14 protein-coding genes are annotated in these 17,996 nt (G+C 31.6%); 1 reads left to right on the top strand and 13 read right to left on the bottom strand.

The features are described from left to right. Positions 1–185 precede the first annotated feature (185 nt). From QUF73_02210 to QUF73_02150, 13 genes are all read right to left on the bottom strand, one after another. On the bottom strand, positions 186–446 hold the full coding sequence (locus QUF73_02210) for a nucleoside triphosphate pyrophosphohydrolase (GenBank protein MDM5225014.1): 261 nt from the start codon (positions 444–446) through the stop codon (positions 186–188). A 61-nt stretch (positions 447–507) separates the two neighbouring features. After that, a complete protein-coding gene (locus QUF73_02205; GenBank protein ID MDM5225013.1) occupies positions 508–2,748 on the bottom strand; it encodes an N-6 DNA methylase in 2,241 nt (746 codons plus the stop codon). A gap of 538 nt (positions 2,749–3,286) precedes the next feature. Next, positions 3,287–3,991 carry an HNH endonuclease domain-containing protein gene (locus QUF73_02200; GenBank protein MDM5225012.1) on the bottom strand — a complete coding sequence of 235 codons (705 nt, stop codon included), beginning with the start codon at positions 3,989–3,991 and terminating at the stop codon, positions 3,287–3,289. After that, a complete protein-coding gene (locus QUF73_02195; protein MDM5225011.1) occupies positions 3,939–4,193 on the bottom strand; it encodes a hypothetical protein in 255 nt (84 codons plus the stop codon). The genes QUF73_02200 and QUF73_02195 overlap by 53 nt, the downstream gene beginning before the upstream one ends. A 487-nt stretch (positions 4,194–4,680) precedes the next feature. Further along, complete coding sequence (locus QUF73_02190; GenBank protein ID MDM5225010.1) at positions 4,681–4,959, bottom strand: nucleoside triphosphate pyrophosphohydrolase; 279 nt, start codon at positions 4,957–4,959, stop codon at positions 4,681–4,683. Positions 4,960–5,085: 126 nt separating this feature from the next. Next, a complete protein-coding gene (locus tag QUF73_02185) occupies positions 5,086–6,843 on the bottom strand; it encodes a DUF2075 domain-containing protein (protein MDM5225009.1) in 1,758 nt (585 codons plus the stop codon). Further along, a complete protein-coding gene (locus tag QUF73_02180; protein ID MDM5225008.1) occupies positions 6,836–8,299 on the bottom strand; it encodes an NUDIX domain-containing protein in 1,464 nt (487 codons plus the stop codon). The genes QUF73_02185 and QUF73_02180 overlap by 8 nt, the downstream gene beginning before the upstream one ends. A 570-nt stretch (positions 8,300–8,869) precedes the next feature. After that, positions 8,870–10,906, bottom strand: a complete 2,037-nt coding sequence (locus QUF73_02175) for an AIPR family protein (protein MDM5225007.1) — start codon at positions 10,904–10,906, stop codon at positions 8,870–8,872. 557 nt (positions 10,907–11,463) lie between these two features. Continuing rightward, positions 11,464–11,808: a hypothetical protein gene (locus QUF73_02170; protein ID MDM5225006.1), complete on the bottom strand. Its 345-nt coding sequence runs from the start codon at positions 11,806–11,808 to the stop codon at positions 11,464–11,466. Between the two features lie 11 nt (positions 11,809–11,819). Further along, positions 11,820–13,787, bottom strand: coding sequence for an AAA family ATPase (locus QUF73_02165; protein ID MDM5225005.1), 1,968 nt, complete (start codon positions 13,785–13,787; stop codon positions 11,820–11,822). A gap of 25 nt (positions 13,788–13,812) precedes the next feature. Beyond that, entirely contained in the window at positions 13,813–13,992 is a 180-nt protein-coding gene (locus QUF73_02160; GenBank protein MDM5225004.1) for a hypothetical protein, read from the bottom strand. Further along, positions 13,985–16,096, bottom strand: a complete 2,112-nt coding sequence (locus tag QUF73_02155; GenBank protein ID MDM5225003.1) for a DEAD/DEAH box helicase family protein — start codon at positions 16,094–16,096, stop codon at positions 13,985–13,987. Before QUF73_02155 ends, QUF73_02160 begins: the two co-directional genes overlap by 8 nt. Beyond that, on the bottom strand, positions 16,087–16,626 hold the full coding sequence (locus QUF73_02150; protein MDM5225002.1) for a hypothetical protein: 540 nt from the start codon (positions 16,624–16,626) through the stop codon (positions 16,087–16,089). Before QUF73_02150 ends, QUF73_02155 begins: the two co-directional genes overlap by 10 nt. A gap of 189 nt (positions 16,627–16,815) precedes the next feature. Here QUF73_02150 and QUF73_02145 point away from each other — a divergent pair, with 189 nt between their 5' ends. Beyond that, positions 16,816–17,784 (top strand): site-specific DNA-methyltransferase, encoded by a 969-nt coding sequence (locus tag QUF73_02145; protein MDM5225001.1) that lies wholly within the window; start codon positions 16,816–16,818, stop codon positions 17,782–17,784. Positions 17,785–17,996: the final 212 nt, after the last annotated feature.

Raw genomic sequence — 17,996 nt, 5'->3', positions numbered from 1 at the left:
ACCATTCCGAACCCCTTTTGTCTACAAACTGAAGACACCTCATAGAAGTGTCTTTTTATCGTGAATTTATTTTTCTGTTTTATAGTGCAATAGGCTTTATAGAATGTTTTACTGTAGCGGGCTCATTATTCTTCGACCTCGATTAAAAATATTTTCTCTTTAAAACCTCCACATTCTGCAGCTTTTTATTTCCGTAATTTCTCTAAATTCTCAATCGATGTACCATGAAAATCGGCAAGTGCATGGACAATTTCAAGTAAGCCAGCAAGTTCTTCTAAAGCAACTTCATTATAAATCGCGTTTGCATATTCCTGTAATTCTTCGAAACACTTTTTCCTGAGTTCTTTAACGTATTCTGACTGGTCAAGAAATTTTATTGAATAGTTCCTCCCTGTTCCTGCAATGATTTGTGGAATACGGTCACGAACTAGCTTGTTATAGTGCAGGCCTTATATATTGTATTCCTTAATCTTTTTTTACTATTTAATTCGTATCTTTTTTACTCAACTAGTTTCTAATTAAACTTTCAATAATATTACTAATATTATCCTCAGGTATAGTAATCTCTGAATCCCTATCAAAATAATAAGAAACCATTCTAACCCCATTTTTATCGATCCTGTTATAAAAATAACACGCATTTTCCTCTGTGCTTGGACTAGGCATTAATCTAATAAACGGTAATAACTCTAATGGGTCATGACTACTATCTTCAACAAAGTATAATTTATTAATATCTAAACCACTTGTTGTCTTTATCGCTACATCTTTAAAAGACGATCTAGTTCCCATTAGTAAAGAGCACCGACTATGAAATAACCCATTTTCGAAATGCCCTTGTCCTGGTTTTATAAGCTGAGTATCTTCAAATACATCTCCAAAAACCTCTCTTATTTTTACTAGCTCAGCCTCTAATAACTTTAATCTACTCTTGGATTCTCTAACACCTTCTACTCCACCATGACCCTTCCAATCATTCCGATAATCTTTTGTAATCTTTAATACCTGATATACTTTTTTACTACAAATAACTTCAATTAATTCTTTCTTTTTTGTTCTAAACATACGTAAACATCTATCTTTATGGTTACTAGACATATGCGTCCTTATTAATTTTGCTAACTGTTCGCCAAAAATTACCCAAGAACCAAAAGTACTTCTGGATATTTTTTCAATATCTAAGTTTATTTCATTTGATAAAAGTTCCTTATCATTATTAAATGCGCTTAACATCAAAACAACTTCAAATTGAGCTAATGCTTCGAAAAAATAGAGTAAGAAGTCCTTTTTATTACGCACATCTTTAGTAGCGTAATATTTCCAAAGTATGGAGGCTAAAGGGAAAGGAAGTTTTTCTATCCACTCTTCTAAACCTGTATTTCTGTTTAATTCTCTTAATCTTAATTTTATATTTCTATAGCTTGCAGGATTTTTCCAGAGATGACCCTCTATACTGCTTAACTCCGCTCTTAGATTAGTAATTTTAGAGTGGAGATCTACAATATGTATTTGAGTTTCATAAGTGGGTAAGTAAACAATAGCGTTCATTATACTTGATTTACTAATACGTTGAATTGTAGTTCCATTCATTAAGCTTTCTCTAACTAAAATACCTAAATCTGTATTAAACCAATTTGCAATAAAATCTGCAGATGCTTTTTTAGGATCAATAACTATTTGAACATAATTTTGTGGCTTTAACGTTATCTCATCTAATCTTGACACAGTGTTTGACAAACCTATTAATGGTAAATATATTGTATTAGGTTTTTCTTCAAAACCATTATCTAAATTTTTGTTACTTATTTTAATTTCTGAAGCGAATGATTGAATTTGAAAAGGTGTTAAATTCGATTTACTAACAAGCCTTTCGATTTCTAATTCTTTCTCTATCTTTTCAAAAGAAAGAAAATGGTCTGTTTTTGTTAAATAACCCAGTGAAAAAACTTTTCCCTTTTTTCTATATTTCCAATTTTCAAGAATTGTATTTATATTTTCCTTATTACCAAGTTCAGCTATAAATAATTCTCCAAATTTTACTCTACTTGTGACAATTAAATATGAAGCAATTGAAGTGTTTTTAAAAGTTCCTGGAGGTAAATAAAAAATAGCATCAATAAATAAATCAAATTTTTTTAAAGATTTTCTAACAGATTTTTCTGTTGCATTATTAAAAAAACTGGGTGGAACTACAAAAAACCCTTTACCATCTTGTGATAACAAATTAGATGCTTTTAACATTAATAAGTTAAACTCCGAATCAAAGATCTCATTTCCACCAATTTTTTGACTTTTTTTTATGGAACTAAACGGAAAACAACTTAATATAAGACTAAATTTTTCATTTATATATTCTAATTCTTTGTGTGGGTCCCCCTTTATCAACTGTAAATTTTTATTTGAACTTAACATTTTACTCGCTATTATAAGGTCTTTGTTATAAAGGTTTATTCCTATAGATTTAACCGTACTACTACTTACAGAGTTTAACAATTCCCCAAAGTGGCACCAAGGATCTAAGACCTTTAAATTTTGTTTATCCTTTACAAAAGATTCAAGAAATTCACATATGATTTTAGGTACTAAATACTCCCTACTATTCCAAAAGCTATTAAAATTATAAATTTCATCAAAATTTAATTTTATATTTTCCTCTACCAACTTTTCAAGTAAAGTACTTACCGAAAATTCTTTTTCTTCTCTTAAATTATTTGCTATTTCGAAAATTTTTTCATCAGACATACTCATAATAAACACTCCTTAAAGGAAATCATTAAGATATAACAAGAAAATGTTGTATATAACTTGAATTAATTATATTTTTCTACACAAAATACTAAACACCTTCATTATAGGTTCGAAAACCAAATATAATACTTTATTAATTGATATCGAATTTACTTCATCAAATCTCGGTAAGTCTGCTACTAAATCAAAAAGTACCATTTCCTATAATGTTATTCATTAATAAATTTGTATAATTTTCCTTTCTTTATTCTTCCCTTTTAAATCACATCTTTTCAGCCAATTATTTTTATAGTGCACTCATTAAAAAAAATTAAAAATTAATAAATGTAAATTCCCACTGAAAATTTTATGTTTATGTATGAATCAATCAACGATTGTATAAGAGAAGGTTTACTTCTCAGTAATATAACTATGGAATTATAAGTTATGTATTATTTATTCTGCTCGATACATTCCCAGACTGTAATTTGGTTTTCCTCAGAATTCCATCATATTAAAAGATGTACCACTACAAGAACAGAAATAAATAAAAGTTAATTCACCAAGCAAGTTTTAGAATTAGTAACTGAAAACTCTTTAACTTATTATTTACTTTTATCCTTAATTGCAGCTTTAGTTTATTACTATTAGGATGATTATTTTTAATAAAATTTTCGTTTCGTTCTAATAGCTTTTCTACATAATACCGATGTGGAAGGTTATCACTTTTTTGCATGTTACAGAATTCATGAGATAGAACTAGATTCCAAATTTCATCATGATATAGAAATTGTCGGGGGATAACATGATCTACATGAACATCATCTTCAGATATAAGTTCACCACAATAGAAACACACGTTGTTCTGATAGCCATTTAGCACTTCACGATTTTTCGTTATATCAGTCCTCTCATGGCCATTAACTAAATATATATTTCTTATATCATTCATTAATTTACTATTACTTCTCTTTATCTCAAAAGCACCCTCAAGCAAGTCCCATCGAGAATCTAACTCATTATTGAGCTGACTATTATTCTTATCCGAAAAAATTTCAAATACATTATCAAATATAACCAATCCATTTTCAGTTTTCTCGTAAAACTTAACAGGTACTTCTTGTTTTTCTACAGTATGGAATCTCCTTATAACGTCGTTAAATGCTTCTCTTTCAACTTTTTCAATAGCTTGAGTCCTATTGAGTTTCCCATTATTGTATAACGCTATTTTTCTCCATTGCAGTTTGTCTATTAGGTGTCGCAAGTTGTGCTTTTCCCTCTTTTAAACGTTCTCGATAAATTTCAAAAAAATCTTCTGCTAATTCATTCATTGATATATTTGTTTCTCCTTGCGTTGAAAACCTGATTAAAGATTTTCCTAGAGCAATTATATATGTAGATTGATTTAAGCCATATAAAATGATTGCTCTCCAAAAATCTTCTTTTTTGAAATCATTTATATTCACACTTCGCCACTCCTTAGAAATAAATTTGACTATTCCTCACCTTTAAAAAACCAAAGTGGATCTACATTCAAGATTTTGAAAATATAATATAATTCATAGCCTTTAACACCACTGACACATCTTTCGATCTCTGAAATATCTGATTGAGTGATCTTTATATTGTACTCAATCTCCAGTGCATCTGCTAATTCAATCCATTTTTGCATTGTATCGAGCTTGCTTTATTCTAAAACCGCTTGTATTTGCTTTTTGCATATCGCTCAGCCCTTTTCAATCTTGTATTCTTTAAACATTAAAAATAAAGACATCCTCCGTAGACGATAAACGTCTACAAAGAATGTCTTTTCTAAAAAATTCTATTTTATGTAAATAAAAAGAAACAGCTATTATACTGCTTCAAATTTTTCTTGAAATTACTCATATATATCATGTAAAAGACATATTACTCCTCTACATCAATCAAAAAGACTTTCTCCTTAAATCCACCTCATTTCTCTGCCTTACTTCTTCGAACATTTTCTAAATCTTCAATTGAAAAACCATGATACTCAGTAAAAGCATGTATGATTTCAAGGATATCTGCCAATTCTTCAAGAGTATCATGAGGATTCGTAGTATTCATATACTCTTCTAACTCTTCGTAACTTTTCTTTTTTAACTTTTTTATGTATTCATTGTCTTCCAATATTCTAGTAGTAAAGGTATTTCCTGTATTATCAATGACTTCTGGAATACGGTCTCGAACAAGTTTATTGTAAACTGGCATTATGTTACCTCCTTTAGTTATGCATAATTATAACAAATAAATACTTGAAGACTCCAAGTAAACTGCTCCTATTTTACTCTCTGCGGATCACAGTAATAACTAGTCCAAATAAAGAACCATTTAACCTTAATTCCTACAAATAATTACCCCATCTCTTCCCCTAGTTAGAAGTACTCTATATGCATTTAACTTCATTTGATAAGGATCATTAGCATCATGTTTTAAATGATTAAAAGTCCATTTTCCATTTTTCCATTTTAAATCACTACCCCAATAGACTATTGCCATATCCAGTTCAAGTCCTTGCACTTGAAATTCTGTGGCTGCATAATCTAGTTTTTTACAATAATAAGGAGAGTCGGGATAATTGAAATAAGCCACATGATGTTTTGGAACAAAATTTCGTTGACTAAAAGGTACTAACTTAACACCTTCCGGATATTTTATTCCTGAAGATATGACAATTCCATAGGTTTTATCTGTTCCCTCATATAATTTTTGAACATATTCTTTTGCGTCACCAAGATTGTCTACAAACTTTAAAGTATATCGTTCTTTTGTTAGTTTTTCTTGAAGCTTTTTGCAACGATCAATATCCCCAGCAAAAAAGGATTCAACCCATTCAAAATACATTAAAGCATTATGTGTTCGTAAAGAAGTATTTAAATGTAGTTCTCGATTTTCATGATAAGTAAGAGCGTTAGGGAAAATTTTTTGGTGGTGTTTGGCATGAACATGTACATCCTTACCTTTAATAGCTTCATTCCATAGCCCTATCCCACCTTCTTCACCAATATGAATTTCTTGGCCTTCTCCAATCAACCCAACTACAACGGACCATGATTTGTGTTTTGCTATTTCAATTATTACATCTGGTTCGCTTTTTTCCCCTTTCATCTTTTTTGCATCCCAAGCTCGTTGCGCTTCATCAAAGATGAGAACATGCTCATAAGGCACAATACGGTATTTTAGATAGTCAGTCTTATATCCATATAGTGATTGGACAAAGGTTTTGTCTTTCAAGCTATCTTGAAGTACATCTACAAGTGGACCATTACCTGATAAATAAACAGCTTTCTCAATATCGTGAGCAAGTGTCAACCCTACAAAAGTTTTCCCTGCACCGGGCACACCAGATACTAATACAAGATGATGAGTGTGATCGCGCTTTGCTTTTTCAACGATCAACTTCACCTCTTCAACTACCTTATCAAAGTTACTACTTTTTAAAGTTTTAATTTGAGGCAAAGGTTCATCTCTCATGATAGCTCTTGCAGATTCAATGATAGACGGAAGTGGTTGAAATCTACCTTGTATAAAGTCTTGATCAGAAATGAGAGGGACATCTCTTAAATTCCCTTCGAGCCTTTTAAGTATCTGACGTAATCCGCTTTTCCCTAAGTGGTAAATTTGATATTCGGGGATTAAATCAAAGGCATTATCGTCATTCGTCAAAACTAATGCTCCACGCACTTTTAAAGAATATTCGTGTACAGCTGAGTGGTACAACTGAATATCACGAATATATAATGATGTTTGGGTGTATTCTGGGTCATTAACATACGAATATCTTTTGAATTCCAATACTATTAGTTCGCCTGGTAGGAACAATAATACATCAGGACGTCGCCTTCCACTTCGTAATATTTCATATTCAAAAATTAGAAAGCCAGGCAAATGTTGAAAAACAGTAACTTCCTTCTTTAAATAATCAATACAATCGAACCATGACTTTATTTGAGAATAGGTACTTTCCTCAATTGGATTATTCCGTGCTTCCTCTAAAGATTGGTTGTATATTTGTAGACATAAACAATTAACGATATCATCATTATCTGTCTCAATTAGTTCTTTAAATGTACCTTTCCAGCCATAGTTATTCATTAGGTCCCCCTCTACTTATTAACTTGTTCACAAGTGGAATATCAGCGGGCAAGAAATCATAGTCACTCAATTCTTCAACATTTATAAATTTCACTTCTTCATGAACATCAAGTTTAAAGTCACCATCAACTCTTCTCACATAGTATGCCATTAGTCTTATTACACCGGACTTATACTTATATATACTTTCTCCAAAGTACTTTCGAACTCTAACTTTAATACCTAACTCCTCATATAATTCCCTTCGCAACCCCCTCTCAGGAGTTTCTTTCTTTTTAACCTTACCTCCTGGGAATTCCCACTTACCAGCTAAATCATCATTTCCACTTCTTTTAGCAATGAGTACCTTGCCTTCTTCAATTAGTATTCCAGCTACAACTGTAGTAACGCTTGCTGCATGATGGTATTCTCGATGGCAATTAGGACAAAGAGCAACAGCATTCTCAACAGTATCCTCCCCACCTTCTGATAGAGGACGAAGATGATGAACCTCTAAATAAGGAGAAAAATCATTAGCTCTAACAAATGGAGCCGGTTTACGACACTTTTCACAAATACCTTTCGCTCGTTCTAACACTTCAGCTATTACATCTGGGTTACGCTTAAACTGTGTTGAAGTGACAGTTAACTTTGAAGGAATTTTTTCAGCCTCATTTAAACGATTTCGCCTATCTTTCCTATCAACTTTTTTTGATGATCTGACCTGTTTATTTAGCTCTTGGTTATATTCTTCCTCAGTCATCACTTTCTTTGTTTCAAGTGAATTAACTTTATTAAGAATAAACCACCTTGAACCATCTTCAGGATCATGGTGATCACTTGCATAACAAAAAATACCTTTAAGAGTAAGCTTTGTATCATCCTTCTGAAATACATAGATAGGTGTGTTTGTATCAATAGAATTTAATATGGCCGAGTTATACTTATATTCTTTCTTAAAAATATCTCTTAAACTATACATATAGTATTTCAGGACATTGTTTGGTTCAATCCATTCATTGGGATATTTCCCCTCTTCAAAGGTTGCTTTCACAAAGATTGCTTGGTAGTTCGGCTCTTCTCCAATAAGGTAAATGCCTGACTGTGTATCGTACGTCTGAGCATATATGGAGATGTCCCAGGATGTATAATCCTTCCCTAAAACAAAGTCATCCAGTACTGTAACGTCATCAATATAATTAGAAAATCTTTGGACAAACTCTGGGTAAAGATCTTCATATGTTTTTAGATTTAATGCTTTAAATCGATCGTACAGTTCTCTCTTGGGATCACCTACTTGTGGAACAAACTCAAATCTTTTTAGATATCTGTATAAGTCACCGATTTTTTTTATTCTATGTACAATTGTTTTTGATCGCCTAACTTTATTTTTTAAAGAATCTTCTAAGCTTGGATGTTCTAAAGCCGGATCTTCAACTTCTTCAACAACAAATCTTATTGCATCTTCAATACTCATGGGGGGCACCTCTCTTTTAGCCGGTCAATAGAAACCTTGTTATAATTAAGAATGTCTATACAACCATTCACATGAAATTTTTAATCAAGTATAAGTCTGTAACAGATATAGTATAGAATTCTCACCCCTAATTCTTCATTTAATCCACTCCAGATAGCTCATCAAGAAAAAACCACCATAATGGCATCTGATCTATAACTTTTGCACTAGATTTAGTAGCTAGTTATTATTCTGGATCATACTCCATTAACTTAAGATATTTAACAACATTTAGAATTTTAGAAGACGTAGAAGGCCAGAAATATTTACTATGAAAATTGGATAATATCATAAGAGCTTGAAAGATTTGTAATATCCATATGACCCTTTCTACATAGTCATATATGTTTATCAGTAATATATGAAGATGATTTTTCCTTCGGTGCTGTGCTATTGAACAAGAGAACAAACCTATCTTGATAATTTAAAAGGCTGCCACACGGCAACCTAGATATATAGCACCTATTGTTAAATAAATTGATTACTTTATTTTGTTTATGTAAACAATTCCACATCTATAAACATTCTTATTTATTTTTCATATCTTCTTGATTTTTCTATTTTTTTGTTCAAATTTGATACAAGGTGGTAAATACTTTCCAATATCATATTTGAATATTTCTTTCTTTCTTCTCTATTATCAAAATCAACACTAATAAATATATCCGAAAAATCAGGTAAATCCGCAGCGAAATCCATCATATTATACTTTTTAATAAATACAAGTAGTTCCTCAAACCGACTTTCAAAATTAAATCTAAGATCACCATCTTTTTTCATACTATCAAAAGGTGATAAATATACATCAATATTATTTACAAAATACTTTACATTCTTTAATTCTACTTCAGTCAATTCTATATCAATATACATTAATAATGAATTAACTGTACTCAATGTTTTATTTGCCTCTAGATCATCTAAATTCTTAATAACCTTATCCAAGATAGATATAGCTTGTTCTATTAATAAATTAAACTTTTCTTGATCTATTAGTTGTTTGATAAGTAGAATACAGTATTCATCCATTTTTCTCGAATTAAGTTGTGGTTGTTTTTCATTTTTCCAAACAAGCTGAGATATGATTAGTTGTATATGATACTGAAATTTCAAATAGGAATTACCAATTCTATCGTTTCTAAATTGATTCTCTATATAATAATTCAATAATGCGGAAGTATAGTACATTATAGGGTTATGATCTTGCACGAAGATTTTTTTGCTTATTTCATCTTGAAGTTTTCCAAAAAATCTACTCGCATTGTGTGGTTCTTGTAAAAAAATAGAGGCAAAGGATCTAACTTGTTTCTCTGGTGAAACGATTTCTATTGGCGAAACTTCTGCATTCCCTCTATATTGTCCATCTCTTCGTTCATAATATAATTGTTTAAATTCAGTAAAACTATTATAATAACTTTCTAACTTCTCTTGATAATCGTCCATTGATAATAATTGTATCTCTTCTACTTCAGTTTGATTATTTGTTGCTTTCACTATATTTTTTATAATATCATCTTCATTAGTTATAACTATCTTTACACTTATCCACATTTCTTGGTCAATTTGCTCTCTATTATTATAAAGAACATTGGTTGTCTGACAGCCATTTACTATGTAAAAATTTTTAAGTGTATATTTACCTTGCCCTTTTGTTAAAGATTTCCCTACAATTGTAATACCATTATTTAGCAATCCAAAAGAATGCTTATCCTTAGACAATATTGTTGCTTCTATGTCTTGATTAACACGATTTTCATCAATACCACCAAAATCCCTTACATTTAATTCAAAAATTCCTCTTCTAATTTTATTATCATTATCAACTACTATATTTAAATACTCACTAATCGGCATTACAGCAAAATATGCTTCTTTAACTTTTTCAATGAATGGCAAATCAATTTTGGATTTCAGTTCAAAGGTTGCACTGTTTTGTACCTTTGTCATCTCGTATTGAGTTCTAATATAGTCACTTCCAAGCATATTTATTTCTATATTTTCATCTGTAAATAAATCCAAACTTTTGATATTATTCCTTACATTTTCAACTGAAGACTTAAGGTTTTCATCCTCAACATATTTACCAGTTGTTACATAATATAATTTACATTTTCTATCGAGTGTATATTCGTAGTTATCTAATATCTTACGGATCATTTTATACTTTTCTTTTAATGAATCATTCATTTTTTTCTTTGTTTCATCTTCTTGTTTAAAAGTATCTACTACACCACTACCGAAATTCAATATTTCTTTACTTTCAAATGAAGAAGATGTCTTAGACTGAATGTAATAAAACTCGACTGTAAATTCCATTCCAGATCCTATTAAATGTTCTAACTCACTTAAATCTGTAATAAATCTATTATTTAACACAACTGCTAATCCATCTATTGCTCCGTCTTCTCCACCACCTATACTTACGGATGGAAGATTAAAGTTGTTAATATTCTTAGTAGAAAGTGTAATGTAGTTTACAAATTTTTCAAAGTTGGTAGTTGTATGACCTCCTTCAATATTTTGTTCACTTAGAAACTTTTTGAAATAGTTACTTGTAATAATATCCATTTTAATATCCTCTCATTGGTTAAGTCTAAATTAAATGTAATTTTATTTTATAATAATTTCATAAATTTTTACTGTTATAATTAATATTAATATTAGTTTTCACTAGGAGAAAAATGGCCTGTCCCCTCACTAAATAACATATTAACACAGTCGGGGTCAGGCCCTTTCTTCGAGTTAACCCTCTTTGCATTTGTTTCTTTCTTAAAGAACCGAACAGCTTCCTAGAAACGTGGGCAAGCTGCTATAAGTTCCTCTTCTTTAAAAAAGTTAACAGGAATTTTTGTCTTATTTTGAATTCTCAGCCTTATCCTATCCATTCAATACTCCCTTTATATATTTTTTAAATATAAGCATAAAAAATCTCCTGTTTAACCCTGGAATAATTTAAGTCAGAATGGAAGCTGCTTCATTTTTATAGTATTTTTGTTTTTGCATTTTACATTAATTGTTCTACGAAAAAACTCTGGTCGGAACCTTCTAAAAAGTGCTTAGCAACCTTGTTTAAATATGACTTATGGTAATCATACTTATCATCAATACTCTTGATGGAATATAGCTTAATCCATAAAGTCCATAATGTTAAAGTCTCTGTTATCTCTGATTTCTATACCTATATACTCAATTCCTTTATTGTATAAATATTCAATTACTCTATATGGTTCTTGTATCTCTGGATATAAGGCTGTTATAATCGCCTTAATCTCTCCATCTGAATCAAAACTTCCTACATTCCAAATTGTATCTGTACCCTCTGAGTAACCAATAGACAGGTCGTTTTTAATTGCAACTGCAAAACCAAACTTTGCAACGTGAATTTGCTCTTTAAAATAGAATTCAGACATGAGTTTTTCGACAATTAATCTATTGTCAGCAGTCAGTCCTATAGTTCTTTTATCTGACATTTAGGTTCCCCCTATTTTTCTATAATTTCTGTATGCCTTGCACTTAATCTTTGAAGTTTATATTCAGCCTTTAATCTTCCTAGCAGTTCATCACGAGCAATCTCAGGCTTTAATTCCCCTTCAAAAACCAGTAACATTACTTGAGGAGCCATAATTTCTAAAGATTTTAAAACATTCCTTTTATGCTGCTCATCTAAACGAATAAAAGGGGAATCCATAATTACTGGGCCTCTTAAAGGCGTATTTTTTTGAAGAGCACCAATGAGGGATAATGCAACAATTTGTTCAGCTCCAGCAGACCTTATCGGGACTGTCTTATTATCACGGTGTACGATTGTAAGTCCGTAATTTTCATTTATGGATAAATTAGTATAATCTGGCTCAGTTGTCATCTTAATAAATAGTTTAGAGGCATCAACTTCCACCTTTGATCTTAATTGCTCTCTATACATTGCTACCCCATCATTAAATAATGAGTATAAATCGTTATATAATTCTCTCCTTTTTCTTTCTTTTGAAATATCCATACCACTAATTTTGTCTAATTGACTTTGTAATTTCTTTAGACTTTCTTCAATTTTTACAATTACTGTTCTTTGAGCTTTAATTCCTTCTTCCAAAATAGTTAATTCTTTAATAGTCTGATCATATAAGAATCTTTGACTTTTTATATTAGATGTATCTTTGTCCCCTATTGAGTCCTCAATTTCCGATATCCTATCCATTTTAGTTACCGTCTCAATATAAATATCATCTATGTTTTCTGATATTTCTTTTATTAAATCTCTGGAATTGATAGATTGGAAATTAGAAAAATTAGCAAACATTAACCTTAGCCTATTAATCTCTCTTTCATCAATATCTTGCTCTTGTTGAACTTCCAATGATAAGTTTTCCAGTTTTTTTAATGCGTCTGCATCCATACTTCTTAAACACGTGGGACAATTACCTTGATCTAATGCCGCCCTAATGTTTTTTATCATCTCTTCCTTTACAGCCTTTTTCATTAATTGTGCTTCCATATTTTCAATCTTCCTAGATAGATCTTTTCTTATTTTATCAATTTTACCGCCAATCACGCTTTGCCAAGCTCTACTCATTAACTCTTTTAGTTTTATTTCCTTCTCATTTCTCTTTTCCTCAAGCTTTGGTAATTCTTCTTGCAGCTTATCTCTTTCCATTATGAGATCTTCTACTCTTTGGGTTTTCCTCATCTCTTCTTCAAGGCTTTTCTTATTACCCTTCAATCTCTCATAATCATTTAATAATCGTTTCAACTCATTTTCTTGATGTAATTTCTGCTCCCCATTATTTGCAAGTAAATTGCCTAATTCTCGAGTTTTCTGGTCTCTTTGAGCAGCTTTAGATTCCTCTTTTTGGGCATTTTGAAGAAGCTCCCTAACGTCTCCTCTTGCATTAGTTAGTATAGGAACACCAAGTATTCGTTCAATTGACTCCCTAATTTTTTGCCCCATTGTACTGTCATCACTTAATAATTCCTCGTACTCATCCAAAAGCTCCCCATCAAATAAGAAAAACCTAGATACTGACTCTGGCATTATTCTTGCTAAATGATTTTCTTTATCTTCTGGGCTAAGTACAGTTCCATTTTTTCTAAGAAAGTTTTCCTCCGAATAGTCCATATCTGATTGAGGAATTTCAACTTCGTTTCTGAGTTTACATTCTCTTACTAATTCGTAGTCCTCATTATTGTAAGAAAAAGTTAAGGTAACTTTAAACCCATACTTACCTTCACTAGCATTTTCAGAGTTACTAATTTTATGAAGTGATATTTCTTTAGAACCCCTTCCAATTACTTTTCCAAATAAAGAATACCTTATTGCATTAAGTAAAGAAGTTTTCCCTCTCATGTTTTCTCCATATACCAACGTTACGCCTTCATGGCTCGGGAATGCAATAATAGTTTTTTCTTTGTATGGACCGAATCCTTCAATTTCAATATTTTTAAACCATAACATTTTATTATATTCACCTCAGTAATAATCATTTAGAGTCAATGTATGCTTCTACCAACTGACTAATTTTCTTTAAAACATTAGTACGATTTTCTAATGACTCTTCCTCAATACTTAAGATAGAGTCTACAATTTCTTTAGGAATATGATTGAAATGAGTACTTCTTAAACTTTCAATTGTTTCATGTAGTCCTTTTTCCTTAGTCATCAACTTCAATTCCTTTCTCTGTAATTGTGCTATAGTCGATATCAAAATTTAACAAGATTCTCTTCAATTCATATATAGCACTAGGATTTTGCGCTCCTTCACCAAATTCGACAGCTCTTGCCATTTCACCTAGAATAATACCTTTGCTAAACTCGTCATCCTCATTTATATTTGGTTTTACTAAAACATCATAAATAAATGCGATAGGTTTATTTGGTGCTTTTCTTAATACCCGCCCTCGTCTCTGAATGAACTCTCTTGGATTCTTTGAAGAAGCAAGGATTAGAGCATGTGTAACAGAGGGAATATCAACACCTTCGTCTAAGCACTTTATTGAAACTATAATTCCTCCGTTAGACTCGAAATATTTTAAGGTTTCCATTCTATCTCCGCTCATATCTGAGTGATACTCTAAAGCTTGAAAATTGTTCCTACGTAAATCATTTAGTACTATGTTAAGTTGAGTTTGTGAATCACAGTAAACTATCCAACGTTGCCCATCCCTGAAATTTTCCAATAAAATCTTTCTTGCCAGTTCTATTTTATTATCTGCGCTTTTAATAATCCTTGCTCTTTCTATCAATAATTTATTTATTCTATTCTGCAGGGAGTCGTTCGTGTTTTGAGAGCTATTTTTAGATTGTGCGAACAGCTTTCGAATTCTTTTAGTTAAGCTATTCCATGAATCTTGTTCTTCATCCGTTAAAAATATACTATGTACATAATACATATAAGGGGTTAATGCGTTATCTCTAATGGCATCACTCAAAGTATAAGGTGGTGGTACTACGCCATTAAAGTAGTCCATAATAGCTTTTGTTCCTTCCGGATCTCCTGCTCTCCTAGGTGTCGCACTTAATGCTACCCGTGGTCCGGATTTAAAACTCATTATTTTTTGATATTGTGGACTACCCAACCTATGTGCTTCATCAGCGACAAAAAGAATGTGTCCACCTTGGCTAATATTCCTTAAGAAATCATCTCTATATGCTGTACTCATTGAAGCAATAACAATTCTGGAATCCCCGCTCTGTTTTGTCCATCTTCTAAGAAGTGAGTTTTCTTTCCAGCGTGTATTTCCTCCACCGCAAATCAATACTTTGGGGTCTAAATCTGACAAAGTTTCCTTGACTTCTTTATTCCACTGTTTTAATAAAAGGTCACTTGGTACGAATATTATAGGTGTTTCACTCTTTTCAAGAGAATCCCTTATAATACATAATGCTGTAAAGGTTTTCCCACTGCCGGTAGCATGTTCAAAAATTCCTCTTCTATTTCTTTTATTCCATTCCTCTATCGCATTAAGTTGATGATGCCTTGGTGTCCTACCTCCAACTCTTTTATCAGCAGAAAGTTTTTTTGCAACTTCTATTTCAGTACAAATTTCATCCACTAAATCCGGCCAATCATTTACATCAGCAGAAGATAAAAATTCCTCTTTTAAAACTTTTGGAAAATCCTTTACAGTAATAGTTGAATAATCGTTTTCCCATAAACGTTCAAAATAATTCTTTGCTTCAAAAACCCTTTCTTTGTCGCGGCTATCATCCCAGGATAAGAAAACATCTACAGATTCTAGATTTCCGTCATTAGACAATCCTGTCCAAGTTTCATTCATTGAGCCTTTAAAAACTACATTATTATCAGATAAATCACTAAAAATACCAACCTTGTCGTGAAATATTCTTTTTATATTAGAATCCGTATTTTTACTAAGTGTTGCAATTTTTATTTCTAAGTAACCTAAAGCAATTAAAGACGATAATACTTTCGTAGGTTTCCTTAAAAAAGGAATTTCTAGCATTTGATTAAATTCTTTTCTAATCAATTCAATATTTTCTTGATCCTTTATTTCATGCCCGTTTTCGAGGGCTTCAAGATCATTTCTATTTAAAAGTGGAGAACAAACGATCCTTATTTTCCCTCTGTTTGAGACTAAACTTTTTAATGCAGGCCAACAAAGGGAATAAATGGTACTACTAAAGAATCCTACTGCTCTATCATATCTATTTGAGTTACTCATACATGGTATATAAAAATTATTAGCAATATCGTGTTGCCCTTTATGATACATAGGAAGTAGATTCAAATTACTTAAATCCATTTTAATCCCCCGTTCATAACTCGTTCTTCAGTTTTATGCATTCGTAATACAAGTGCATCTCTTAAGTTTTCACCTGTTGTTGTGATTACGGTTTCTTTCCCTTGTCCTCTTATAACTCTTTCTTGCATTCCTATTTCACCTGCAAGAGCTCTATACACTGTATTTGCTTTAACTTGAACATTTCTTGAGTAAGCAAAATTAGGGTATAACCCCGCATCCCAAAGAGCAAAAACACCGAGATCAGATTCATAACCTGCCAGTACTACAATTCTTCCTTTAGAATCATCAAAATCAGCACGATTCCCTCTTTTTTGACCAGGGACTATTAATTGTATTTTATGGTCACCAAATGACCTTTCTCCTAGCGGCTGTGTCATATTATAAATATATAATCTTATTTTCACAGGCAGTGGTGGACACAAATCAATTTCGATTGGCTTACTACCAATATCAGAGTAATTTATTATCGAATCTGAAAGATGTTCAATAAAAATAGTGTTTAGTTTTTGCTGAGTTAAATTAAGTGCCATTAAACCACCATACCCTAAGAAATTTATACTAATAAAACAATTTTATCATTTTCAAATATTGGAAGGAACATATATGAAGTAAAAAATACTTATGGCTAGTTTATTTTTTTATTTTTAGGGCTTTATTAATGTATTTTTTTTGTTATAATTATTGCAGCTGATTTTTTGCTAGAAAGTAGGTGTCACTCTTTGCTAAGTAACATCGTAGAAAATATAAAACCTTATTTCTCAACCCAAAATGGAGAAGCATATCACGCCGACACTATCAACCTTTTGAAAAATATGAAAACAGAATCAATCGATTTGATAGTTACATCTCCTCCTTTTGCACTAATAAGAAAGAAAAAATATGGAAATGAGTCAGCGTCAGAATATATAGAATGGTTTATTAACAACTTCGCCTTCGAATTTAAAAGAATACTTAAACCATCAGGTAGCCTTGTAATAGACATTGGCGGAACATGGATTAAAGGAAGCCCTACTCGTTCACTTTATCACTTTGAATTGCTTATTGACCTATGTAAGAAAAAGAATGGTTATCCAGGGTTTCATCTAGCACAGGAGTTTTATTGGTATAATCCAGCAAAAATGCCAACACCTGCTCCTTGGGTTACTATAGAAAGATTAAGAGTAAAAGATGCAGTAAACCCGGTTTGGTGGCTATCAAAAGAAGAAAGACCTAAAGCAAATAATAGAAATGTTCTTACACCCTACAAAAGTGGAATGAAAAAACTACTCCAAAATGGTTACAATGATGGTCTTAGACCTTCGGAACATAACATTTCTCAGGTTTGGGATAGAGATAATGGCGGAGCTATTCCTCCAAATCTATTAACCATTTCTAATACACGTTCTACTGACAGTTATTTGCAAGCATGTAAAAAACTTAATGTTAAACCCCATCCTGCTCGTTTTCCATTTGAGTTACCGGAGTTTTTTATCAAATTTTTAACTGATCCCGGTGATTTGGTGTTTGACCCATTTGGCGGCAGTTGTGTTACTGGAAGAGTTGCAGAGGATTTAGGTCGAAGATGGATTACCTCAGAATTAAATGAAGAATACGTACATGCTTCTCAATATAGATTTTTTGATTTACCTGAAGAAGATGGGACACAACAATTGTCAGTCGAAGAATTCCTCTCTAATAACAAAAATTGATATCCTGGCAAGCAGACAGTGGAATAATAATAATGATTTAAGCGGCTTAGCTCTATACTCCATAGGGCTAAGGCCGTTTAACCTTTTTTGGTATCATTCATGATTATAAAAATGTATGACTCATCCATCGCGTTAGTATGTTCATCATGTGATACACAGGACGGTTCTGGCGTTTCCCCATGGTATTGGACTCCCCTTATCGAAAATACTAA

Source organism: Cytobacillus sp. NJ13, from assembly GCA_030348385.1.
Lineage (GTDB): Bacteria > Bacillota > Bacilli > Bacillales > Cytobacillaceae > Cytobacillus.
The sequence above is the reverse complement of the archived record's forward strand: the minus strand, read 5'-3'. Positions and strand labels throughout refer to the sequence as shown.